Below are 24,171 nucleotides of genomic sequence, written 5' to 3'. Positions count from 1 at the left end.
CTGCAGAAAAAAACACGCCAATGGGACAGGTTTTAGGCCGGACTGATAGCGGTTTTGCCCAAGTATTGCCGGGCAAAGCGCTGGTATTTCCAGAAGATCACCAGGCACATCCTAAGTTTCGTCAGGAATGGTGGTATCTCACCGCCAATCTACACACCGATGACGGCACGGCGCTAGGGTTACAGTGGACCCAGTTTCGCATAGCACTGTCGGCAGCATCGCCTGAAAATCCATCACCGTGGGCCAGTAACCAGTTATTTATGGCACACGCCGCACTGACATTTAAGACTCAGCATCTCACGGCAGAACGCTGGGGACGCGCAATGCACAACGCGCAAGCACCCGCACTGATCTCTGGGCCGCCATTATTGGTACGACTGGATGACTGGCAATGGCAGGCACAAATGGCACCCAATACGCCTAATAACGGCCTGCTACCTGCAACGCTTGCAGTAACTGACGCGCAATTTGCCTACCAACTACAACTTTCCGCTAGTGCGCCCTTGATTCTGCAAGGCGATCAAGGCTATAGCCGAAAAAGTGCCGATGGCAAGGTTGCATCCTATTACTACAGCCAGCCATTTATTCAGGTAGATGGCAAAGTGCGGCATCAGGGAGATTGGCAACATGTCAGTGGTGTTGCCTGGTTAGATAGGGAATGGAGTTCTGAATTTCTCAGTCGGCAACAGCAGGGCTGGGACTGGTTTGCGCTGCATCTTAACGATGGCTCAAGTCTGATGTTGTTCCAGCTAAGAGGAAGTGGCACAAACGATAAGCCGTTTTATAGCGGCAAACGTATGTTCCCTGATGGTCGCAGCCGACAACTCAGCGCCCAGGATATCAGTATGCAACCAACCGCTTGGCAGCAAACTGCTAGCGGCCGTTACCCGGTAGATTGGCATCTATCCTTGCCCTCAGAACAACTGGAACTCGATATTACCGCGCTTAATCGCAATGCGGTCATGCCGTTGTCGGTTGCTTACTGGGAAGGTCCCATCAGTATCAGCGGCAGCCAGCAAGGCGTCGGCTACTTGGAACTTACCGGCTACTGAGTTCAGCCACCGCACCACTTACATAGGACAGCGGCTTTCACTATGTTCAAGCGGGTCATAGTAACACTGGTCAGACTCATTGTTGACATTTTCGAGTTAAAGCCTTAACTCTAATTGTCTGTTTTGGATTAAATTTTCTATGGTTTAACGCCTCAAACACCGACGGCGCGTAGCAACAGCCGCGCGCTTTGACTTGTTATGTGTGGCCTCAGACTCATTGAATTAACCCATTCAATTGTTCAAACCAGCCATTCACTTCATCGTATGCTGACAAATCCTTAAGTAGATCGACTGTCATTAGTGGCGCTGCCTTACTGGAAAGGATTCGTTTTATTGAACTTTGCCCTTCGTCTGTAATTTCATTGTTACCATTTGCTTTAAGTTGCTTCAAGAATGAGGATAGTTCCTTCGGAATATTTTTAGAACTCCACTCTTCTTGCCACTCACCTTGTGTAGGAAAGAATTCTTCTTGAATATGGTAGACCTGAGATATCAGTGATGGATGAATATAGTTTTCCATTTCACACATATTGGTGAGTGTTCCCCAACCGTTACCTCTTGCATTCACTTCATCAATAGCCAATTGATATTTGGAAACATCGTTATCATAAATGTGAATTTCGGGCTTATTTAGCTTTGCTAGATAATTTTTATTTACCCAATGCATCAAAGTCCCACCACCCAAGCACAGAACTAGAACCCTGCCATCATTTTCTAGATCAATACCAAAAAGCTTGCCAATGTGATTAAAGAATTCAATATCAGAAGGCCCTTCAACACATAATATTGCTTTAATTCCGTTGCTTTCTAATGTAATTGAAACATTAGGAAGAAGCCCAAGAGTATCGGCGATAACTTGAAGATTATCGTTGCCACCTTTCTTGACTTTGATATCCTGCTCATTTTTGTATACAAACAATATATTATCTGGGCACACAAGCCCAGCTAAAGACGGGCTATGAGTTGTTATGAGCACTTGAGTGCTTGGATTTTCAGAAAGCTCAACAAGTGCATTAAACAACTCGACCTGCCAATCAGGATGTTGAGATGTTTCTGGCTCCTCAATTGCATATATTACGTTACGTTCCTCTGAGTTTTTTCTTTCTGCTTCAGCTCTGAAGTAGTTTAAAAGTATTAAACGCCGTACTCCGCTTCCTCGTTTGTTAATCGGAATACCATCATCACAATTAAACGAGAAGGAGAATAGAGAATCCCATGCTTTATTAGTCATTTGCGGAGTAAGGACTTCAGCGATTTCTGGGTTCATTTCCTTTAGTTTTTCTAAAGTTCTATTACCTAGATTTTCAGCTTTTATTCGTATTTGTTCTTTTACTTTCTCTAATTCTTGTTCGAGCTGACCAATTGCTGTTTTTGTTATAGCCTTTAATGGATCTTGAACTTTTTTATCGGAATCCTTATTGGCACGGTCAGATTGAAATATAAAGAACAAGGGGAGGTCAAGTTTAAGAGAATCCCATATTTTCTTCCCATCTTCTTTATCAATCGGAATGTCTCTAAGCGAAAATTCTGCCATATCCTCTACTTCATATATCGCTTGTCTAATAGATGAACTCTTATTCTTTTTAACCTCTTTAACATCCAGTTTATCCCCATAAGAATCTAGCATTTTCTTAAGGTCGGCAATTTTTAAAGATATTAAAGGCTCTTCGAATACTTTTGGGTAATTAGCAATTATATAAGTTTTTAATGATGTGGCAGTCAGTTTATCTTTCGAGCAATCCCAAGACTTCTTAATGGTTAGTTCACCGTTTTCATCGAGGAGATACTCTCTATGTAAATCGGTTGGCACAGTGTCTATGGTATATTGCTTATCGTCTGGGCTGAAAGAGACTTGAATAGACATCTCTGGGTCAGCCACATGAACATTGTGATCTCCTATGTCTATTTTTACTGTCTCGTTATTAAAGAATATTTCCAATGCTTCAAGGATTGTCGATTTACCGACATCATTCCTACCAATGATGACATTGAAATTATCATCAAATTTCACAAAAACATTGCTATAAGCTCGAAAGTTCTTAAGTGTTAAACTGGATATTTTCAATGTTCACTCTCCATTACTGAGTATCTATGGTTCGTCTAGCTGGACACATAACGCAACGGCGCGGTTTTCCGTGTCCGTTGCTGTGGCTTGTTTTGTGAGTGACAGATTACGTAGGAGATGTGCATGATGATGGGCTTTTTGACTTCCTTGTATCTGAACTCTCCGTATTCCGCCAACATTGAGAATGTTTGTTCCTCACTTGAAGCTGGCTGGCGGTGGCTGCGTGCAAGCTCTTTTCACCTGCGACGCTAACGCTTCAAGTGTGCCTGAAAACAAAAAGCTTGATCAACTTTGTCTCATTACTAAAATTTGGTCAATCATGGCGTGTAAAGGTTAGTCGAGAATCACACTGCTAAATCATCTTGGGGCATTTAGTTATCGCTTTTATCACCACGATTAATGAAATAGTAGATAGCAAATAAAACAATATTAACTATTATCACTCCCAATGCCCTAAAACCACCATCAATAGGTAACAACAGCAAAACAACAAAAAACAAATATCCACAAAGCATATAATTATTGATATTACGCATTCCTTTACCTTGAAGCTAAGTCCTTTCAATAAATCCAGTATAAAGATCTTGAACCATGTCACTTGATACACTATTCAGTTCATCAAAGGATAATTCTTTGAACTGCCGCCGATTCCATAACGACTTTGTATCATTACAAAAAGTTGAGCAACTTGTTGCTTACAGAGTGGGTTACCAGTCACACAAATTAAGCAGAATAGGGCAAAATTTAATTTGTAATTAGTGACCATGATATCGCCGATATCCACCTTTGAGTATGAGAGTTTAATCCCCAATAAGAGACTTCATCCCTCACCCACAATATATTTCAACCGCGTTGCGTAGCTGCCTTGCTCAGTCACGGGTATGTTTTAACAGCAGCCAGATTTTCTTGCGGATATTGTTGACCCGCACACCCCAACGTTGCCGTCCATCGTCCTTTTGTAGCGGATAACGTAATTTTAGTTCATTGATTTTACTGCAAATTGACTCAAGCAATGCAGCAGTATCTTTGCCGGCCCAGAATTGTAAGTCGGTGCCAGTCAGCGAGGGATCCGCAATAATAATCTCTCTTTTTAGCTGATTGAAATCAAAGCCTTCTTTCCTCAGCCGTTGGTATTCCTTGAGCGACAGCTGGTCGATCACCGCTGCCAAAGGAACCCCATCACGCCCCACCATTTCCAGATAAATCAGATTGTCTTTTAGTTCACCGAGCAAGGCACGCGTATCACCACGGGATTTTTTCCACCAATCGGTGATGGATTTAATCGCTTTACCCGCGCTGGATAATGACGACAGCAACGATGGGATCGAGAGAGTCATGGCAGTGAAATCCTTATACTTTTGCCAGTTACTGCAATAAGTTACCGCTGTTGACAATAACACAATCAACAAAGATTTCGAGATCATCAGTCGCTTTTTAGCCATTGGGAAATACTGCGGACAACCGTGCTGAGTAACCTCATTGTCATAAATCTTGCCTACCATCGCCCGTTAGCAATATCGATTCGATAAAAGGTGAACTCAGTGAAATACACGCTGTTAACAGCATTATTACTGCCGCTTTTGGCCTCGGCAGCCAACAACTCCGACTGGCTAAATCGCACAGCCAATGGTGACTTGACGCAAACGGGTGGAGCCCGGCGCTTACAACAAGATATTACGGCCAATCTTAAAGCCTCGCTCAGTGATGCTAAGGTAAAAAATGTCATTCTGCTGATTGGTGATGGCATGGGCGATTCAGAAATCACCATCGCCCGTAACTATGCGCAAGGTGCTGGCGGTTTTTTCAAAGGTATTGATGCGCTGCCACTCACCGGACAATACACCCATTATTCGCTGGACAGGCAGACCCATAAACCCAATTACGTAACAGATTCAGCGGCTTCTGCTAGCGCTTGGAGTACAGGGACGAAAACTTACAACGGTGCGCTGAGTGTTGATGTCTTTGGGGATGCCCATGTCACACTGCTGGAACTCGCTAAAATGGCGGGGCTGGCGACCGGTGATGTGTCAACAGCCGAAATTCAGGATGCCACCCCAGCCGCACAATATGCACATATCTCTTATCGCAAATGCTACGGCCCCAAGGTAACAGCGGAGAAATGTCCAGAAGCATTAGCAGCCAATAGCGGTTTGGGTTCCATCACCGAGCAGTTACTGAATGCCAGACCGGATGTCACACTGGGTGGCGGCCGAGCTAGCTTTGATGAGCTAGCCACCAGTGGTGACTGGCAGGGTAAAACGCTGCTGCAACAGGCCAATGCCCGAGGCTTTACCGTGGTCGAGAACCTGGCGGCGCTGCAACAGGTACCACAGGCCAATCAACAACAACCCTTGTTGGGGTTGTTCAGCCCGGGCAACATGCCGGTGCGCTGGCAGGGGCCCAAAGCCTCCTATCATGGCAATATCACGCAACCGCCAGTCACCTGCAAAGCCAACCCAGAGCGTAGCGCTGCACTACCGACGCTGGCACAGATGACGCAAAAAGCCATTGAACTGCTACAGGTGAACCCCAAAGGGTTTTTCCTGCAAGTAGAAGGGGCTTCTATCGATAAACAAGATCATGCCGCCAATCCTTGCGGACAGATCGGTGAAACCGTGGATTTGGACGAAGCGGTGCAGCAGGCGTTGGCCTTTGCCAAAGCCGATGGTCATACGCTAGTGATTGTAACGGCCGACCATGCGCATTCATCACAAATCATCTATCCAGATGCCAAAGCACCCGGTCTTACCGAGGCATTGCTTACCAAAGATGGCGCGGTGATGAGTGTCAGTTATGGCAATTCAGAAGAAAAGACCATGGGCCACACTGGCACCCAACTGCGCATTGCGGCCTATGGCCCGCAAGCCGCAAATGTCACCGGGCTAACAGATCAAACCGATCTGCACTTTACTATTGCCCGGGCTCTGGAGCTAAAACCGTAACGCTCAACCGTATTAAATACCAAGTAACGGCGCCCATACGCTGTTACTTGGCCAAGCAACCATTTAGCGGCTGTGTTGCTGCAAAAACTGCATAAACTGCGCTGCAGGCATGGGTCTAGCCACATAATAGCCTTGCACCTCATCGCACTGATATTGCTGCAACAATGCCATTGCCGCAGCAGTTTCCACGCCTTCGGCAATGGTTTTCAGCCCTAGGCTTTTAGCAATCTGTACTATCGCCCGCACAATGGCAGCATCGTCTTCATCTTCGCAAATATCACGTATAAACGATTGATCGATTTTGAGTTTATCGACATCGAACTGTTTAAGGTACTGTAGACTGGAATAGCCCGTACCAAAATCATCGATGGTGAATATAAAACCTTTTTGTTTTAACCGCTTAACTGTCGCCAATACCCGTTCGGTATTGTGGATCATGATTGACTCTGTCAGCTCAAGCTCCAACATCTGTGGCAAAATCCCAGCATCAGCCACCGCGTTGCTAATGGTCTGTTCAATGTTACCGCGAGCAAACTGTAGCGCCGATAGATTTACTGCCACAACCGGATGATGCATGCCAGCATCTCGCCACCGCGCGACCTCCCGACAAGCCTCTTGCAACACCCAGTCACCAATGGGAACAATTAACCCCGATGCCTCTGCTACCGGAATGAAATGCGCAGGTGATACCATGCCAAATTCGGGATGCTGCCAACGGATCAGTGCCTCAGCCCCCACCAGTTTGCCACTGATAATATCCAGTTGCGGCTGATAGAACAGTTGAAATTGATCCAACTCCAATGCCTTACGCAGCCCCACTCGGATATTGAGTTGTTCGGTGGCTTCGTAGTTCATCTCTTCGTTAAAAAAACGATAAGTATCACGCCCTTCCGATTTGGCACGATACATCGCCATATCGGCCTTTTTCAGTAGCGTTTCAAATTCATCACCATCCGCAGGACTAAGGGCGATGCCCACTGACACCGACAGCCGCAATTCGGTATCGGCCACAAAGTAAGGTTCAGCCAGCTTGGCCATCAGTCGGCTGACCACTGAAATACAGTCATCCGCATGGGATATTCCAGGCAACAACAGCAAAAATTCATCGCCGCCCTGGCGACTGACCGTATCAACATCACTGATTTCTTCAAGAATACGTGCGGCGGCCTGCACCAAAAGTTGATTACCAACACCATAGCCTAGAGAGTCATTGATGGTTTTAAAACGGTCGATATCGATCACCACCAATGCCACCTGTTGATGGCTGAGATTGGCTAAAAATATCGCCTGCGATAGTCGATCTCTGAGTAACTGATAATTGGGTAACTTAGTGAGTGAGTCATGGTGGGAAAGAAACAGGGCTTTGTCTTCCGCGAGTTTCAGCTCGTTGACATCGTTAAACATCCAAATACTGCCACGTTCTGGGTGTTTAGGTTCATAAAGCTGCCCCGTTAACTCACAGAGAAATTCTGAACCATCGGCGCGCCGTAGCATCACCCTGGCGGTATATTTGGCACCGTCTTTCATGGTGCGATACGCATCATCGCCAAGCGCCGTATAGGTGTCTTCTTCCTGGTACATAATGCGTGTACTTTTGCCAATTAAGCTCCCTGACGGATAACCCAACATCTCTTCAAAACGGCGATTACAGGACTCAAACAAGCGGTTGCGAACACTCACAATGCCCACTAAGGCGTTGTCCAACAATGCCGCCTTTTCTGACAGCAACTTGTTCATCAGTTCGTCATTACGCTTACGTTCCGTCACATCACGGCCAACCAACACACCGTAACTTTGCCGATCAACGCTGGCCATTTTGAAACTCAGCTCTAGCCATTTCGGGCTATTGGCATCGCCACCTTGCGAAATCAACGAATGGTTGCGGTGGTTGAAGTAGGCGTGGCTGTCCATATCCCCTTGTAGTAATGCCACAACGCGCTGGCAATCTTTGCAAAATGACAGCGACTTAAAGGGAGTACCGATGATGTCATCAAGGCTCATCGCCAGTAACTGGGCAAAAGCGGCATTAGCATCAGAAATTAAGCCATCAGGCATACTGATCAACACCACAAAATCCGAGGTATAGTTCAATAAGGTATGAAACCGCTGCAAACGCTCCATGTTCTGCCGTAACTGCGGATAATAACTTTTGCGAACCGAACGATCCCCTAGCCCGATAATGCTGGCCTTGCGTTGTTCTCGTAGCCGTTCTTCTTCAGAGCGCTTCGCCATAAATTACCTTGAGATCGTGAACAGAAGCGTGACGAGGATTGGTAACCAAACAGGCATCGCGTACCGCATGATGGGCCAGATCTGGGATATCGCCATATTTTACGCCCCAGTGACTCATCTTCTCAGTAAGCCCGAGCATTTTGCGTTTAGCTGCCAGCGCATTGGTTATCAGCACAGCACGTTGCGGCTCATTAAGATCCTGTACATTCAATCCCATGGCCGCTGCAATACGTTGATAACGGTCTGGGGCAGCTCGGATATTGAAGCGGATGACATGATCGAGCAGTAAGGCGTTACAAGCGCCATGCGGCAAGTCCAGATACCCGCCCAGTGAATGCGCCATCGCATGCACCGCCCCCAGACTGGCGTTAGAAAATGCTAGCCCCGCCTGCAAACTGCCAAGCAACATGCTTTCACGGGCAGATAAATCCGTGGGTAACATGACGGCGGTGTCTAAATTACGCCACAGCAGTTCAATCGCCGCTAAGGCATGAACATCAACTATTGGTGAATTTGCAGTAGAAACAAAGGCTTCAATAGCATGAGTCAGTGCATCGATACCCGTACAGGCCGTCAGGCAAGGATCCAGCGTCACTGTGGTTTCGGGGTCAACTAAGGCGACATCCGGCACCACACTCTTACTGATAATTGCCATTTTGTAGCGTTCTACCGAATTAACTATGATACAGAACTGCGAGATATCTGCCGATGTACCAGCAGTTGTGGGAATACAGATGAGCGGCGGGCCGGGAATATCCACATTATCGACCCCTTCAAAAACATGTACCTCGCAGTTGTTGGCATGCACAATGCCGATAGCTTTGGCACAGTCGATAACGCTACCGCCGCCTAATGCCACAATCACATCACAGGCATTTTCTTCGTAAAAGCGGGCCCCCGCCATGACTTCAACGTCTTTTGGATTGGATGTCAGTTGACTGAACACCGCATACTCAATCCCGACTTCCTGCAAGTCCTGCTCAATATCCTGCAACCATCCAGCAGCGATAACCCCCGCATCAGTCACAATAAGCACGCGCTGCGCCTGCATAATACGTGCATAAAAACCAACGCGGTGTCGCGCCCCCACCCCGAAAATAAATTCAGGTGCCACAAACTTTCGCATCTCATACAACGGCATTTTCACCTCGCCACTCAGCTTCAGCATGTACATACAATCAGTGTAGACCAGCCAACCGAAGTCAAAACTCAAAACCGTATTATTAATGCCGCAATAGCGAATGGCAGGAGTAACAGGAAGAAACGCCAGGATGGCCGCGTAATGAGCCATCAGAAGGAATGATCTACGAAGGGAAAGTAATCATGCTTGGGGAGTAACCCCTTTCCCCCAAGAAGCCTGTGACAGAATCGTTTTTACTATTCTTTCAACTTTTGTCGGTTGCGTATCTGCGGGAACATCACCATCCAGGCGGCCACCACGACCAGAGTTCCCACACCCCCAATGACGGTGGCACCAACAGCCCCCACCAGTGCCGCCAATACCCCGGATTCAAATTCACCCAGTTGATTAGAAGTATTGATAAATATCGAATTAACGGCGGTCACACGGCCACGCATCTCATCTGGCGTTTCCAATTGCACCAATGCGCCGCGGATCACCATACTGACCATATCAAAGGCGCCCAGTGCCGCCAATGCTACCAGAGACAACCACAAGTTAGTTGACAAGGCAAACACCAGCGTCGCCACCCCAAATCCGGCAACCGCACCAAACATGGTCATGCCCACCCGCTGTTGCAGCGTATGTCGCGCCAACCAGAACGACATCAACAATGCACCAACGGCAGGAGCAGCACGCAATAACCCCAGGCCCCAAGGGCCGGTATGCAGTATGTCGCGCGCAAATACAGGTAATAATGCCGTGGCACCACCGAGCAACACAGCAAACAGATCGAGTGAGATGACCCCGAGGATCACCGGCCGCGCCCGGATAAAACTCACACCGGCAAACAGGGTATTTAACGTCATGGGCTGACGCACGGCCGGCACATAGTGATATTGCAGTTTCAGCAGCACAGATAACGATACCAGATACAGCAGTGCCGAAAGTCCATAAGTCAGTACCGGGCCACCAATATATAGCAGCCCGCCGAGTGCCGGGCCGGCGATACTGGCCATCTGCATGCCAGAAGCATCCAGCGCCAAGGCTCTAGGCAGCAAACTTTCAGGTACCAGCGATGGCACCATAGATTTTAACGCCGGGAATTCAAACGCCTTAAAAGCACCGATGATAAATATCAGTGTCAGGATCAATCCTTCATTAAGAAACCCCTGCCAACTGCCAATCACCAATAACAGCAGCGCCAACCATTGGCAGCTTTGTGTTATTAACACAATTTTTCGCCGTGGGAATTGGTCCGCCACATGCCCAGCAGGCAATGCCAACAACACTGAAGGAACAAACTGTGCCAGACCAATCAGCCCGAGATCCAGCGGATCACGGGTGATGTCATACACCTGCCACCCCACGGCAACCGATAACACCTGAAATCCAAAAGATGACGCCAATCGCGCGCACCAGTAACGCATGAAGGCCGGATAAGCACGTAGCGACTGCAAGGCATCGGCCGTAGAGGGAGCACTCATAATAGGAAGTTGATGAAAGTCTTATAGAAGCTTGATGCTACCACAGGCAGAAATTGAGCTGCCAGTAGCAAATAGCGACACCACGGCAAACAGCTTTAACCAAGCGAGCAACGACCACATTTTCTAGGTTCTAGGATGTTGTCGAGCCAGGTTACGTTATGGTGTTATCCAAAGGATCGCCAGTGCTAGTCTGAACGAATACAGAACCGCTAGTTTCACAATTCGAGGGCATTCAGATTTATACAAAATTTCACTAATCTAAATTCTGTAAAAACTTCAAAGATAATTCTGATACAAGTGATAGCTAATTAACGCAATATCCATGCGTGAAGATAAGATACCGTTCAACGGTCAACCCAAGCGTTAAATTAACCGTATAGTTTCTTTATTGCCTTTGCCTAATGGTAAAGAAATTTTCTGTAGTCCGATCTGCTGAGCAAAACCGCCCACTTTAACGGAAAGAATAGCCCGTGCATTTGATTCAATCGATGCAGTAATTCTTGAAATACAAGCCATTGCTCGTCCTTGTTCAAAAATAAAATTACTTGAATGCATACCAGCAAGATATTTGGTTAAATAACATGCTAATGCACCACTGGCACTGCCGGTTGCAGACTCTTCGGGAATACCAACCAAGGGAGCAAAATTTCGGCAACTTGCTGTCAGTTCATGGTTGCCCTCACACAACTCAAATGCATGAAGACCCACAACCGCATGTTTTTTACAGAAGTCACTGAGCAAATATTCATTAACGTTGAGTTTATCTAGATACCCATATGGCACGGGAACTATGAGATCAGGCAAGCCTGTTGAAATAGCCTCAATAGGTAACTGAGTCAGTGCCAGAATGGTCGGCTCAATTCCAATTAATGCTGCTATCTCTTGGTAATTAAACCTTCCACAGTGTTCAGGTAACCGCTGCTCCATAACAACTTGACCGTTAGCCCCTACAGTTACGGCAAGTACACCAGCTTTCGTCCTTTGAACATATTGCCCTTCAGTAACAATTCCCTGCTGATACATTATGGAAAATGCTGCTAATGTTGCGTGACCACAGAAATCCACTTCCCCCGTGATAGTAAAAAAAGACAAGGCAAAGTCGACTTCATCATCTTGAGACACAAATGCAGTTTCAGAGTATCCCACCGCTTGAGCGATTGCTAATTTGTCCTCATCAGACAGATTATCTGCGTGCAACACTACGCCAGCAGGATTTCCTCCAGTACCATTTACAGTAAAAGAATTAACCAAAAAAGCTGTCACTTCCATCAATATCAATTTCTCTGTGTCTACGCCACCACACTCGGCGACAATAAGCGTTCGCGATATAGTAGCTGGTTATAGAGTTAAAATCTGTTAGTTAACGATTTCCTAATCATATATACCATCAAAGACTACACATGCCTAAACAGGTGCAACAATAAAATAGAAAATTGTTATCGCTAGAATGCCAAGAACTAACTAGCTGGTTCTCGTGACAATAACATTGCCAATCATTGCCTTTGACAGGATTAGATTAGGCAAACATTGGCACTCACCATGATGAAATGCCTTTTCACTGACTGATTTTTCGGAAATTAAAGTGCCGCAGCGAACATTGCCAATCACACAGTCGTCTAAACTTTATCAAGCAAACATTATTGTCTGTTACAGTCCCTGCGCACCACATTACTGAGTGGCAGAATTATTTCTACGTGATGAAATAACATCTGCAGTTAAACAGATTAAAATAATTTTGCAGCAGCTACTGGTGATTTCCCATATACTATATTATGTTTCAATAGGTTAATCACTCAGATGGCTTCTGGGAGATCATGTCAGCCTGAGCGAATACTGTTCAATTAAATGCTGTTAACAGGTACGCTATGTCATCGAGACTCAGTCGTAAAGAGAAGCTGTTCTTTTTGCTCTTCAGCCTCATATTTGCGCTGACATCAATAGTTATTGTCCGCACCATGACCCAGCTATTTATTGATAAGGAAATTGGCTTTAAAAAAGAGGAAGTGAGAAACCATCTCGCACTGGTACGCTCCAACATTGAAACGATTATCTATAAAGATACCTATCTGGCCGACAGCCTCGCAACAGTTGTGACTCTCGATCATACTTTTGCTACCAAGAACTGGTCAATGATTGCAGAAAAACTGCTGAAAAAGGCGTTATATGTGCGTAACGTTGGCTTAGCTCCTAATAATGTTATTACCCACATTTACCCAATCAAAGGTAACGAAAGTGCCATTGGTTTTGACTTTCGTACCCATCCAGAACAACTCAAAACCGTACAGCTAGCCGAAGAGTTGCAGGGCGTTTATATTGCCGGGCCGCTAGAGCTAGTACAAGGCGGTATTGCTCTTATTGCACGTTACCCAATTTTCTCTGATTATCCGCTTAACAAGGATTACTGGGGTACCGTCAGCGTGGTGATAGATTATCATCTGCTGTTGCAAAAATCCGGTATCAGTGATTTTCAAGGCGCTGATATTGCTATAAAAAAACAGTCACTCACCCCTGACACATTAGATAAAGTATTTTATGGCACTAGCGAAATATTCCAACAGGCGGATGCGCTGTATCCGATTAATCTACCTAACGGCAAGTGGTTGATGGCGGCCAAAATAGATCTGAACAGCATTGGCGATCTAACGCTCCACCGCCGCATACTTAATGCTCTGGGCACGATTACCGCTATCTTGGCATATCTTTCGGTGGTGCTGCTCTATCGAAACTATCAATATGCCCACACTGCATCATTACAGGATGAACTCACCAAACTGCCCAATCGCCGTTTTGTTATGGAACAGTTAAAACGAGCCATCAACAAACGAGACAATGATGCTGGTTTTACCCTGCTTAATATCGATCTTAATGATTTCAAACGAGTCAATGACGAACTCGGACATGAAGCCGGTGATGAGTTATTGCGCCATGTTGCTGATAAACTTTCCGATAATATCCGAGCCACAGACACGGTCGCCCGCATTGGTGGTGACGAGTTTTTAGTGATCCTGAACGGCATTACTGATGACACGCTAGCAACGCATATCGTGCAGAAATTACGCAATCGGGTAGAAGCCACAGCCATGCAATGGCAAAACGACCAGATTTTCCCCTCGCTCAGTATTGGCAAAGCCATTTATCTTGGGCAAAAAATCACGGTTAAGCAGCTACTTACAGCTGCTGACGAAGCCATGTATCAAGCAAAACAACAACGCAAACACGCCGACTGGACAATTTAACAGCTTGTTTCACAAAGAGCTTTTATCATAGTGATGGTTCGAAACTCCCCACCATAGAAACACTCTGTCACAAAGGTGGCAGTAATATCGTCATGCAAGCCATTATAATGGCCCACGAACTTATACCCGATTGGAGTCGTAATGCGTTTTCGTTTTTTATGTCTGTGTATGCTCGGGCTCAGCCTTAATGCCCATGCCGCCTTTTCCATTCCCGGATTTGAGCTAGTGCAAACTGCGCCAGTGGAGACCTCACTGAATAATCCCGATCTGGCAGATCCCGTGACTATCTGGTGCCAACAGTTCGATGCGGCCAAAACGACTATTGATATTGCCCAGTTTTATGTGACGGGTGAAGCCGGTGAACCGTTAGAGCCTGTCCTTGAGCATTTGCGCAAAGCGGGTGAACGCGGAGTAAAAATTCGTTTTCTGATGGATCAACATGGTCTGCGAATGTCCAATGAAGCGACCTTAACTGCCATCAAAAGCATCCCCAATCTGAACTTTCAACTGATTGATTTTGGCAAAATCGGCGGCGGCATTATCCATGCAAAATATATTGTGGTTGATGGCAAGAGTGCTTTTGTTGGCAGCCAGAACTTCGACTGGCGCGCGCTGAAACACATCCATGAAACTGGACTGCTGATCAGCGACAGCAAAGTCGCAGCTCAGGTACAAGCCATTTTTAATGTGGATTGGCAAGCGCAGCAACTGCTGGCCGAAGGTAAGCCAGTACCTGTGTTGAATCAGCAAGTGGTAGCGGCCGATGAATCCCAAAGTGCCTATTTGGTATCTAGCCCCAATGCCTACAATCCAGCAGGAGTCGGCGATTCTGAAACTGAGTTACCAAAACTTTTGGCGAAAGCGCAGCAGGAAGTCTATATCACTGTAATGACCTATGCACCGCTGTCTTACAGTGTTAAAAAACCCGCGCCCTACTATGCGGTCATCGATGATGCGCTACGCGCCGCCGCCCAACGTGGGGTGAAAATTCACCTGATGATCTCCGCCTGGAATACTGGCAAACCTTATATTGATTACCTAAAGAGCCTGCAAGTGCTGCCTAACATTGACGTGAAAGTGGTGACCATACCAGAAGCCAAGCAAGGCTTTATTCCGTTTGCCCGCACCTTGCACAGTAAAACGATGGAAATTGACGGCAAGATAGCCTGGATTGGTACCAGCAACTGGGAAGGCGGTTACATGAATACGTCTCGGAATCTGGAATTAGTCATTCAAAATCCAGCGATGGCGAAACGCTTGGGCGAGTTGCAACGGCAACTGTGGAATAGCCCTTACGCTGCGGCACTGGATATCAACAAAACATATCCGAAGCCACATCCGGCAACGGCAAAATAGCCAAGCGATAACACAAAAGCCGCTGAAATTCAGCGGCTTTTTAATTTACTATCAACTAGTTAGCTATTGGCAACTCAAGATTAGAAGAGTGGAATACACTCATGGTCGCCTTTTGATAATCCGCTGGCTTGGCATAGAAGATATTATCGACAAACGTCTGCGGGTTACGGTCATACAGCGGGAACAGGGTTGACTGCACCTGCACCATAATCTTATGCCCTGGCAGGAATACATGATCCACATTCGGCAAGCCAAAACGGTAGTGTTCCACCTTGCCTGGCGTCAGCGCCGCCGGTTTGTCAAAACCATGCACATAACGACCGCGGAAAATCTCAATGCCTATTGGTAATTCAAAGCCGGTCATTTCTGGGCCAACCGCGCCTTGTGCTGCACCTTCAGTCGTGCTGTTGGGATACACATCCACCAGCTTCACTACCCAGTCAGCATCGGTGCCAGAGGTAGCGGCAAATAGGTTCACCATAGGTGCGCCCATGATATGCACTGGCTTGTCTAGCACATCACTGCTATACACCAGCACATCCGGACGGCTGGAGGCAAAACGCTGATCCTGCACCAACCAAGGCTTCCATTGGAATGGGTCTTCCATATTGATCGGCCGAGGAATAAACGGCACAGGTTTGGCCGGGTCAGAAACATAATCATCGTGTGCCTTGGTATCGGCAGATGCGCTAAATGACAAGCCCATATTGGCGGTCATATAAAGCTTTTTGGGGGTTCCCATCGGCCATTTCGGTGATACGTTCCAATGGTTTTCACCTGTGGCATAGGTCAGCACTGGTGGCGTTTTTGGATCTGGCGCGCCTTTCAGATAGTGATCAAAAAATGGCTTCATGTATTTCACCCGGAACTCGCGGGCGGTATCGCCAGTGAAGGTCAAAGCGCCAAGATTATAACCATAATGATTCACGCCAGAGTGGCGCCACGGGCCAATCACCAGAGACACCTTATCGTTGTGTTTATCTTTAGGTTCCATCACCTTATATACCGCTGGGGCGCCGTATGAATCTTCTTGATCCCACTGTCCAACAACCAGCATAGTCGGCACTTTTAAAGGCTGCTGCGCCATGATTTTGTCAACGGCCTGCAACGACCAAAAATCACTATAAGCCGGGTTCTGCACCATTTTTTGAATAAACGGATAGTGTTCAAAGCCCCACTTTTTCAGATAGTCACCGGTAGAGCCAGCTTCCAGGAAACGGCTGTAATCATCACCTGCGCCTACCGCAATGCCGCTACTTTCCGCTTTGGCAGTGCCCTGCTCGACTGAGTAGCCAATATTAACGTTACGAAAAGCCCCGTTGTGGAACCAGTCATCGCCGATCCAGCCATCCACCATCGGGCTCTGAGGAACCGCAGCCTTCAGCGCTGGATGTGGGTTGATTTCCGCCATCAACGCAGTAAATCCCAAATAAGACGAGCCGACAATGCCAACATTGCCATTAGCTTCAGGCACATGTTTTACCAGCCAGTCGATGGTGTCATAAGCATCGGTAGATTCATCAATGCCGGTATTATTCAGCGGGCCAACCAAAGGGCGGTTAGTCACATAATCACCCTCAGAATTGTGCAGACCACGAATATCCTGATACACCCGAATGTAGTTATCTTCCACAAACTCTACATCCATGACATCCACTACTTCATGCATAGACTGGCTACCGCTGCGCTCAAAAGCGCCTTTGGCATCATACGGCGTACGGCTCAGTAAAATAGGCGCGTTCTTGGTGCCTTTTTTCATCAAGATAACGGTATAGAGCTTAGTGCCATCACGCATCGGTACCATCTCTACCCGCTTGATAAAATCGGCTTGCGGACGGATTTTCTCATAACTGGCAACACCATCGGGTGTCATCGGCGTGACCTTATCAGCAGCAAAAGCCACGGGAAATACTGTGCTTGCAGCAAGTGCCAGCATCAGGGGATGCAATCTCATTAATAACCTCATTGTTTTTATTAGATTAAGTGTAGGGAATCAAGCATACGCCTACAGTAGCGCGATAATTTAGCAACAGCAAAAAACAAAAATGTTACATGGCGTGAACACTGCCTAGCATCATGCCCAAAAACCGCTAGCTCAAGACAAAACGCCTCGGGGATAGCTCACGCGCCACGGTAATCTCACAGCACCCAAGCGCGAAAAGACTTGCCCTTAAGCTTACCTTTGGACAATTTTGCCGCTGCTGCTTTGCCCAATTGGCGTGTTACAGCCACATAGGACCAGATATCATGCACCTGAATTTTACCCACATCACTGCCACTGATATCGTTGCCAGCGGTTAGCGCGCCAAGAATGTCACCGGGTCGCAGCTTATGTTTTTTGCCGCCTTCGATACGAATGCAACTCATGTTGGCTGTCAATGGCGTGCGGTCGCTAACCTCGGGTAATTCGGCAAAAGTCAGTTGACCGTATCTGTCTTCTAATAGTGCCAGACGCATATCATCGTTGGCAGCCACCAAGCTCAGCGCCATCCCCTTGGCTCCGGCACGGCCGGTGCGACCAATACGGTGAACATGAGCTTCCGCTTCAAACGCCAGTTGATAGTTGATCACCAGATCCAATGCATCGATATCCAGCCCCCGCGCCGCCACATCGGTTGCCACCATCACCACTGCACTTTTCAGCGCAAAGGCCACCAGCGCCTGATCGCGTTGACGCTGATCCAAGTCACCATGTAGCGCTACTGCATCAAAGCCTTTATCACGCAGCAGATCGGCCACATCCTGCGTTTCCTGTTTGGTATTACAGAACACCACCGCGCTTTGTGGCCGCTGTTGCAACAGTAATAGATATACCGCTTGGCGGCGGCTTTCGGCATTAGTAATGCGGTAAAAACGTTGCAGGATATGGCTATGGTCATCAACGTCATCTACCTTAACTTCCACTGGCTGCTGCAACGTTTGTTTCGCTAACGCCAGAATAGCGTCTGGGAAAGTGGCGCTAAACAACAGATTTTGCCGCTGTTTTGGCAAGTAACTGCGGATCTGGTCTAAGGCCTCAGTAAAGCCCATTTCCAGCATGCGATCAGCTTCATCCAGCACCCACTGTTTTACTTCATCGAGATTTAAGCGCCCCTGTTGCAGATGTTCCAGCACCCGTCCTGGGGTGCCGACAATAATATGGGCACCGTGTTCCAAGGAGCCAATTTGCGGGCCAACCGGTGTACCACCACACAAGGTCAGAATTTTGATGTTATGAATACCACGCGCAAATTTACGCAGTTCACTCGCCACTTGATCCGCCAGTTCGCGGGTAGGACACAACACTAGCGATTGTACCCGGAAACGGCTCACCTGTAGCTGCTGTAAAATCCCCAAGCCAAAGGCACAGGTTTTACCAGAGCCAGTTTTTGCCTGCGCCAGCACATCCCGGCCTTGTAAAATGGCGGGCAAACTGCGCGCCTGAATAGGAGTCATTTGTACAAACCCCAAGTCGGCCATCGTGGCAATGAGTGAATCATTAAGTGGCAGAGCGTCAAAATTGGTGGCAATAGTTGTCAAAATCAAACCTGCTGAATACTGAGTAAGGGGCTATTAGTTACAGCAGTTATTGTACAGCATTTCCCAGCAGTACACCTTTCAACAACGATAATCACTGTGAACCATACTATGGATGAGCCATCATAGTTACCCTGTTACATCCAGTAATCATATGCTCGGTGAAAATTTCAACGAAGACTGCCGTGAATTTTAGCATCCCATCATTTCTGTCTCAGATGTATTTGACAAGTTATCACCTCAGTGATTATCCGATATTCATCTACTTTAGCTATCACTGTGCTACCAATAAGATGCCATTAAATAATCAGCTACAACAGTGTATTAAATAGATCACTATCCAATAGATCTGCTATCTCACTTTATATAAAATAATCACCTGAAAGCACATAGACGGTATATTTAAATTATTATATAATTCGCAAGACTTAAATTCACAGATATTAAAGGGATATACATCCATGAAAATAAGCAATAAAGTTTTACTTGTAGTTAGTTTGTTATGTTCATACTCGGCAGTTGCATCGGATTGGTTACAAGGTGTTTACATCAATAATGATAAAAATAGTGGCATGGATGAAGTTATCTTTTGTGATGCAGGTAAAGCATATGCGGGCATGGCCCACCGCCAATATACTATTGAAACTAAAGATGGTCAGCAGATTGTAGAATTATCATCCAACGGGAAATTTCATTTCATTGTGACAGATAATGGGGACAAATTATTACCTGCCGATAGTTTTACTAAAGACTGGTTTACCTCTTCCTCATTAACTAAAGACACTACCAGAACAGACACATGTAATTGGTGATCGATATTAGTTAACCTGGTCTTTAAAAGAGAATGCTTAATTAAGCATTCTCTACTCTTTTACATATAAAAATCACTCACTAAGCGCTACCCATTGATATAATGCCTTTCACATATTTTCTTATAGGAACAATCTTCTACGTCAGATGTTGATAAGCCAAATTTAGCTGATAACTCTTCCAACTCTTTTCTATATAGGGATAACTTGCTTTTATCATCTGTCATTATTGCAAACTCAGCAAAATGACCAATTCCGACTAACGTATCAACAGTGAGATGGTATTTATCTATAAAGTAAATACTCCGAATCTTTTTTACTTGGAGAACTTTATGATAGCCAAGCGTTTCCAACATGCTTTCAGCCTTTGCTGCATCAGTGATATTTGTTGCTTCACATCTATCATGCTCTGGCCCCTTTACTATCCACAACTTAATCCCAGAGGGTTCCATTGTGCGAATGCATAAACTTTTATTTTGAGCTGATAACGCATTATTCTCTGTATCAAAATACCAATCTGACTCTGTATTTTCTTCAAGCATAATCTCATAAGTTATGCGTTGAAGGTATTCCATGAATCTTGCTTTTGATTTTAATCTAAACTTCAACTCTACTTCATACTTTCCATTGAAATGTTCATTATTCATACAAATACATCACTTATTTTTCATATACTCACTATTATACTTTAATTCAGTCTTCTTTAAGTTACTGTGTCATAATACTCAAGATTCGCAATTTATTCTTGTAAGAATATACCTTACTGTGTAGCTATAACTGTTTTTGGAAAAGCATTAAAAGTGAGCAGTTCAATTATGCTTAAACTTCAATAAAAGACAGAATCTCTTTCACCTGAGCTGCCGGTTCCTCTTCAATCACGAGATGATCGGTATTAGGAATCTTAGTATCAGTTTAGCCTCTGTGATTTTACTTTGAACATATAAGCCTGCTCACATGCTATCCCAAAGAGTACCATGTACTAAAACCAAGGGGTCGCCCTTCCCTTTAATAGCATATTTGACTTTCTGCCATAAAACTCAAATAAGTAAGGAAGATTCCAATTTTTTCAAATCTACTCATTAAATATCATTTGCGACTTTTAACAGCATGAAATATTATGAGATAACTATTTCTAAATTTTCTATTAAATCAGAAATCACTATATTTTCACCATTCGCTGACGAAAAGAATACTTTATTTTTAGCGCCACTATTAATGTTAAATTCTTTCTTTAAACTTTCTGAAACCTCAGTTGCAATTACCATACTTTTAAAATTCCCGATGTGGTAATTACCACCAGCATACTCAGCGAATTCATTTTTAAGACGTTCAACCCAACCGCTAGTATCAAAATGATATTTAACAATGAAAATTGTAGGAAATACATCATTTTCTGCTATTGGCAAAGTTGTGTGAGCCTCACATGCTTCACCAACACGGTGATTTATTTTCGCCACATTCAACCTTTTTATGATCTCTTCTAAAGAGTCCATGGTTTTATAGGCAATACCACTAAACCCCTTAAATTTTGTATTTTTAATGCCAAATCTAAGTTTAAACTTTATGAATTCTATATTAATATCGCCAAAATTAACACCTATACTAGTGTATTCATCTTTTTCAACCAAAGGCCAAGCCAAGGGTAAAGCTAGCCGAGCTACGACATTATTAGCAGTTTCTAAGGGGTCATCAACTTCAATCATAAGATGATCTATTTTAAACATTTATTCCTTCCAATTAACATCTATCAGTAGGTAAAAAATCTGTATTGGGTAATGGGCTCAGTTACTCACCAATACAGAAATGTTTCACTGAAATCTAGCGAGGTTTCCACTCGCAATAGAGCTAACTCATGTAGAACTCACCGTCACATTGTAAATTTTCATAAAATATCAACATTATATTAAATATATAGTTGCTATTTTACATACTACCGCTTGTTATCGGTTATTGCCTGGCCAATGCAGATTTCACAACGCTAAAACCAATAGCACCTAAAATCACCCCAGTTATTTTATCGATGTAAAAAGCAACTTTGGTGAATTTTTTACGCACACTATCTCTAGATAACAAATAAATAATAGTAACGTCCCATAAAAAGACTACTAATGTCATCCATACACCCAGTATCAGTTTAAATTGAAAATTGATTTCTGGCGTCAGCGCAACTGTGAATAAGCTAAGATAAAACAGCAGATTTTTGGGGTTTAAAATGCCAGATAAAAATCCTGTCACAAACTCTTTTAGAAAAGAGAACGATGAAAGTATAGGCACATTTTCTGAGTCTACGATTAAGTTTTGGTAGGCATTTTTAGGTGCTTTTACCGCGTGAAAGGCTAGGTAGATGAGGAATAAACCGCCAATCACTTTAAGCGCAATCATTAACGAAACTGACGATGCCAGAATAGCGCCAACACCAATCAAGCATAAACCGATGTAAACCGCATTTGCGGTTGCAATGCCCAATGCAACACCGATTGCATTTTTACGATTACCTTTAAGTGCACTTTTTACAACGAGTATAAAATCCGGCCCGGGGCTGAGTAAGGCTAAAAAATGAGCGATAGCAACCGCTGCAAAAATGCTGACTAAACCGATCTCCATAATTTCCTCTTTCAATAACACATAGATAGTTTAAGAAAGAATAACACCGTACACTGTAGCAACTAAATAAGCACTGCTTTTGATGTCACAGAAACCGATAATAACGGCTGCTACCGCTTGTTTGTATGCGCATACCATCAACACACTCACTAGAGGTGTCAGGCTTGGAGCGACTGGTTATAACCGCTTCCCGTAAAGATAGTTAGAAATTAACTGCCAGCATTTTCTCGTAAAACCCTAACTCAATAAGCGTTTTCATATAACTCTCTGGCTTACGCTTCAGTTGATCTTTTAACAATAAAATAAACGCTTCAGCGAAATCTAGTCGCGGGTAAGTTGTGACAATTTCAGTGAGTGTCTTTGGATGTATATCTTTGTGCCACAAAGCCGCCACATCTAGCCCCGCGCCATAGTGGATTAGCGCCACTTCGGGTTCGTGAGCTTGAGCAACGCCGATAGAGTCATGTAAGGCGACCATCTCGTGAATGAGTTCGGCTTTGGGGATCTCGATACCTTGACTGATGGCAAAGTTATAGGCGCTTTTGGCACCGTCACATTCAAACGTGCCGCCATGATCATGTTCTTTGGTCAATCCAAGGTCATGCATTATCGAACCGAGGAATAAGACTTCCTTGTCATAGTTTTTCTTCACCTTATGTGACATGGCGACACCAAAGGCGTAGCTGCGAAAACCATGGTTCAGAAGGAACTCTGGACTACAGTCCCGTACTAACTCGATGGCCTTCATACATGCAGGCGTATCTGGAACCGCATAATTCTTCTTTGCGACGTACTGTAACGTTTTTCCATCCAGCCGACGCTTAACCCTTGCTAAACCATCATAGATTTCCCCTTTGACCATATGATGCAATAAACACAGCTTGGATGGTGGTGATTTCGTATTTGTTAATGACATGAGTTTCCTACTAAAGTATATTTTGTACATGCCAGTACAAAATATACTACAGCGTAATTTTATGCAAGATCGTACAAAAACAAAATCCACCCGAGGTAGGCCAAGAGCGTTCGATAAAGAACAAGCTTTGCAAGCGGCTACGCGCCTTTTTCAAGAACAGGGTTATAGCGGTACATCGCTGGATGAACTCGCCAATGTCATGGGGATTAAGCGCTCCAGTCTGAACAATACTTTTGGTAGTAAATCAGAATTGTATCAACAGACTTTGGCATTCTATGAACAGCGCATGGGCGCACAGCTAGAGCAAAGTCTCTTTGACGGTAATGGGTTGCAGACCTCATTGCGAAACTACTTCGCCAAGTTGCTCGAGATTTACTGTCAAGATGAGGGTCAGGGATGTTTTTTCAGTACATCCTTACCTTGTATTGTCCGAAACGAACCAGCATTTAAAGATGTTTTTCTGGAAAACCAGAATAAACTCGAATCCATGTTTTTGGCTCGGCTTGCACAAGAGGGTGGCGGTGATAAAACCGATCCAGTTACAGCGCAATTGTTGGTCGGATTGCAGCATACGCTGTCTTTACGTGCGCGGGCCGGCATCCCAGAAGCGATGTTACTTGAGCTTAGCCAGGCAGCCTTAGCACGAATTTTGCTGCCACACGCATGCCACCCCACGGAACAGCCCGGTGCTTAGGATGTTTAGATGGGTTTGATTGTTTACCCTAAATTGATGCGTTTGCTAGGGTTTGGGCAGCCATTGTCGGCAGTTTACGGCAGTGCTCATCTCTACCCATGCTGATTGCCGCCGTTTACGCTTATCGCTTTCCGGCTCATAG

General features: G+C 45.2%; 19 protein-coding genes. 6 read left to right on the top strand and 13 right to left on the bottom strand.

The window, feature by feature from the left end; translation table 11 throughout:
- The first annotated feature begins 20 nt into the window (after positions 1-20).
- Positions 21-1,052: a lipocalin-like domain-containing protein gene (locus KHX94_RS13705; protein ID WP_213681076.1), complete on the top strand. Its 1,032-nt coding sequence runs from the start codon at positions 21-23 to the stop codon at positions 1,050-1,052.
- Between the two features lie 214 nt (positions 1,053-1,266).
- Here the strand turns inward: KHX94_RS13705 and KHX94_RS13700 are convergent, their stop codons facing one another.
- From KHX94_RS13700 to KHX94_RS13690, 3 genes are all read right to left on the bottom strand, one after another.
- Positions 1,267-3,117, bottom strand: a complete 1,851-nt coding sequence (locus tag KHX94_RS13700; protein WP_213681075.1) for an ATP-binding protein — start codon at positions 3,115-3,117, stop codon at positions 1,267-1,269.
- A 371-nt stretch (positions 3,118-3,488) separates the two neighbouring features.
- Complete coding sequence (locus tag KHX94_RS13695) at positions 3,489-3,653, bottom strand: hypothetical protein (protein ID WP_213681074.1); 165 nt, start codon at positions 3,651-3,653, stop codon at positions 3,489-3,491.
- A 333-nt stretch (positions 3,654-3,986) separates the two neighbouring features.
- Entirely contained in the window at positions 3,987-4,619 is a 633-nt protein-coding gene (locus KHX94_RS13690; RefSeq protein ID WP_213681073.1) for a hypothetical protein, read from the bottom strand.
- A 39-nt stretch (positions 4,620-4,658) separates the two neighbouring features.
- On the opposite strand from KHX94_RS13690, the gene phoA reads away from it, so the two are divergent.
- Positions 4,659-6,059 carry an alkaline phosphatase gene (phoA, locus tag KHX94_RS13685; protein WP_213681072.1) on the top strand — a complete coding sequence of 467 codons (1,401 nt, stop codon included), beginning with the start codon at positions 4,659-4,661 and terminating at the stop codon, positions 6,057-6,059.
- Positions 6,060-6,122: 63 nt separating this feature from the next.
- On the opposite strand, the gene KHX94_RS13680 is transcribed toward phoA, so the two are convergent.
- The 4 genes from KHX94_RS13680 to KHX94_RS13665 form a co-directional block, all read right to left on the bottom strand.
- Positions 6,123-8,291 (bottom strand): bifunctional diguanylate cyclase/phosphodiesterase, encoded by a 2,169-nt coding sequence (locus KHX94_RS13680; protein WP_213681071.1) that lies wholly within the window; start codon positions 8,289-8,291, stop codon positions 6,123-6,125.
- Positions 8,275-9,582: an alcohol dehydrogenase-like regulatory protein ErcA gene (ercA, locus tag KHX94_RS13675; protein WP_244859158.1), complete on the bottom strand. Its 1,308-nt coding sequence runs from the start codon at positions 9,580-9,582 to the stop codon at positions 8,275-8,277. The genes KHX94_RS13680 and ercA overlap by 17 nt, the downstream gene beginning before the upstream one ends.
- A gap of 86 nt (positions 9,583-9,668) precedes the next feature.
- Positions 9,669-10,898, bottom strand: coding sequence for an MFS transporter (locus KHX94_RS13670; protein WP_213681070.1), 1,230 nt, complete (start codon positions 10,896-10,898; stop codon positions 9,669-9,671).
- Between the two features lie 363 nt (positions 10,899-11,261).
- Entirely contained in the window at positions 11,262-12,167 is a 906-nt protein-coding gene (locus KHX94_RS13665) for a PhzF family phenazine biosynthesis protein (RefSeq protein ID WP_213683443.1), read from the bottom strand.
- A 596-nt stretch (positions 12,168-12,763) separates the two neighbouring features.
- Here KHX94_RS13665 and KHX94_RS13660 point away from each other — a divergent pair.
- The gene (locus KHX94_RS13660) at positions 12,764-14,134 is read left to right on the top strand and encodes a diguanylate cyclase domain-containing protein (protein WP_213681069.1); all 1,371 of its coding nucleotides are present in this window, start codon (positions 12,764-12,766) and stop codon (positions 14,132-14,134) included.
- Between the two features lie 141 nt (positions 14,135-14,275).
- Positions 14,276-15,490 carry a phospholipase D-like domain-containing protein gene (locus KHX94_RS13655; RefSeq protein ID WP_213681068.1) on the top strand — a complete coding sequence of 405 codons (1,215 nt, stop codon included), beginning with the start codon at positions 14,276-14,278 and terminating at the stop codon, positions 15,488-15,490.
- A gap of 55 nt (positions 15,491-15,545) precedes the next feature.
- Here the strand turns inward: KHX94_RS13655 and KHX94_RS13650 are convergent, their stop codons facing one another.
- Entirely contained in the window at positions 15,546-17,444 is a 1,899-nt protein-coding gene (locus KHX94_RS13650) for a CocE/NonD family hydrolase (RefSeq protein ID WP_213681067.1), read from the bottom strand.
- 185 nt (positions 17,445-17,629) lie between these two features.
- Positions 17,630-19,009: an ATP-dependent RNA helicase DbpA gene (gene dbpA, locus KHX94_RS13645; RefSeq protein WP_283105034.1), complete on the bottom strand. Its 1,380-nt coding sequence runs from the start codon at positions 19,007-19,009 to the stop codon at positions 17,630-17,632.
- Positions 19,010-19,467: 458 nt separating this feature from the next.
- Between dbpA and KHX94_RS13640 the strand changes: the two genes are divergently transcribed.
- A complete protein-coding gene (locus KHX94_RS13640) occupies positions 19,468-19,818 on the top strand; it encodes a hypothetical protein (RefSeq protein ID WP_213681066.1) in 351 nt (116 codons plus the stop codon).
- Between the two features lie 86 nt (positions 19,819-19,904).
- Here KHX94_RS13640 and cyaB read toward each other — a convergent pair whose 3' ends face one another.
- From cyaB to KHX94_RS20605, 4 genes are all read right to left on the bottom strand, one after another.
- The gene (gene cyaB, locus KHX94_RS13635) at positions 19,905-20,462 is read right to left on the bottom strand and encodes a class IV adenylate cyclase (RefSeq protein WP_213681065.1); all 558 of its coding nucleotides are present in this window, start codon (positions 20,460-20,462) and stop codon (positions 19,905-19,907) included.
- Positions 20,463-20,930: 468 nt separating this feature from the next.
- Positions 20,931-21,539 (bottom strand): hypothetical protein, encoded by a 609-nt coding sequence (locus KHX94_RS13630; RefSeq protein ID WP_213681064.1) that lies wholly within the window; start codon positions 21,537-21,539, stop codon positions 20,931-20,933.
- A 223-nt stretch (positions 21,540-21,762) separates the two neighbouring features.
- Positions 21,763-22,419, bottom strand: coding sequence for a LysE family transporter (locus tag KHX94_RS13625; protein WP_213681063.1), 657 nt, complete (start codon positions 22,417-22,419; stop codon positions 21,763-21,765).
- A 202-nt stretch (positions 22,420-22,621) separates the two neighbouring features.
- Positions 22,622-23,335: an HD domain-containing protein gene (locus tag KHX94_RS20605; RefSeq protein ID WP_244859157.1), complete on the bottom strand. Its 714-nt coding sequence runs from the start codon at positions 23,333-23,335 to the stop codon at positions 22,622-22,624.
- 28 nt (positions 23,336-23,363) lie between these two features.
- Between KHX94_RS20605 and KHX94_RS13615 the strand changes: the two genes are divergently transcribed.
- Positions 23,364-24,029: a TetR/AcrR family transcriptional regulator gene (locus tag KHX94_RS13615; protein ID WP_213681062.1), complete on the top strand. Its 666-nt coding sequence runs from the start codon at positions 23,364-23,366 to the stop codon at positions 24,027-24,029.
- The last annotated feature ends 142 nt before the right edge of the window (positions 24,030-24,171 follow it).

Origin of the sequence: Shewanella dokdonensis, assembly GCF_018394335.1 — a bacterium.
Lineage (GTDB): Bacteria > Pseudomonadota > Gammaproteobacteria > Enterobacterales > Shewanellaceae > Shewanella > Shewanella dokdonensis.
This window is presented reverse-complemented; position numbering and strand designations above follow the sequence as displayed.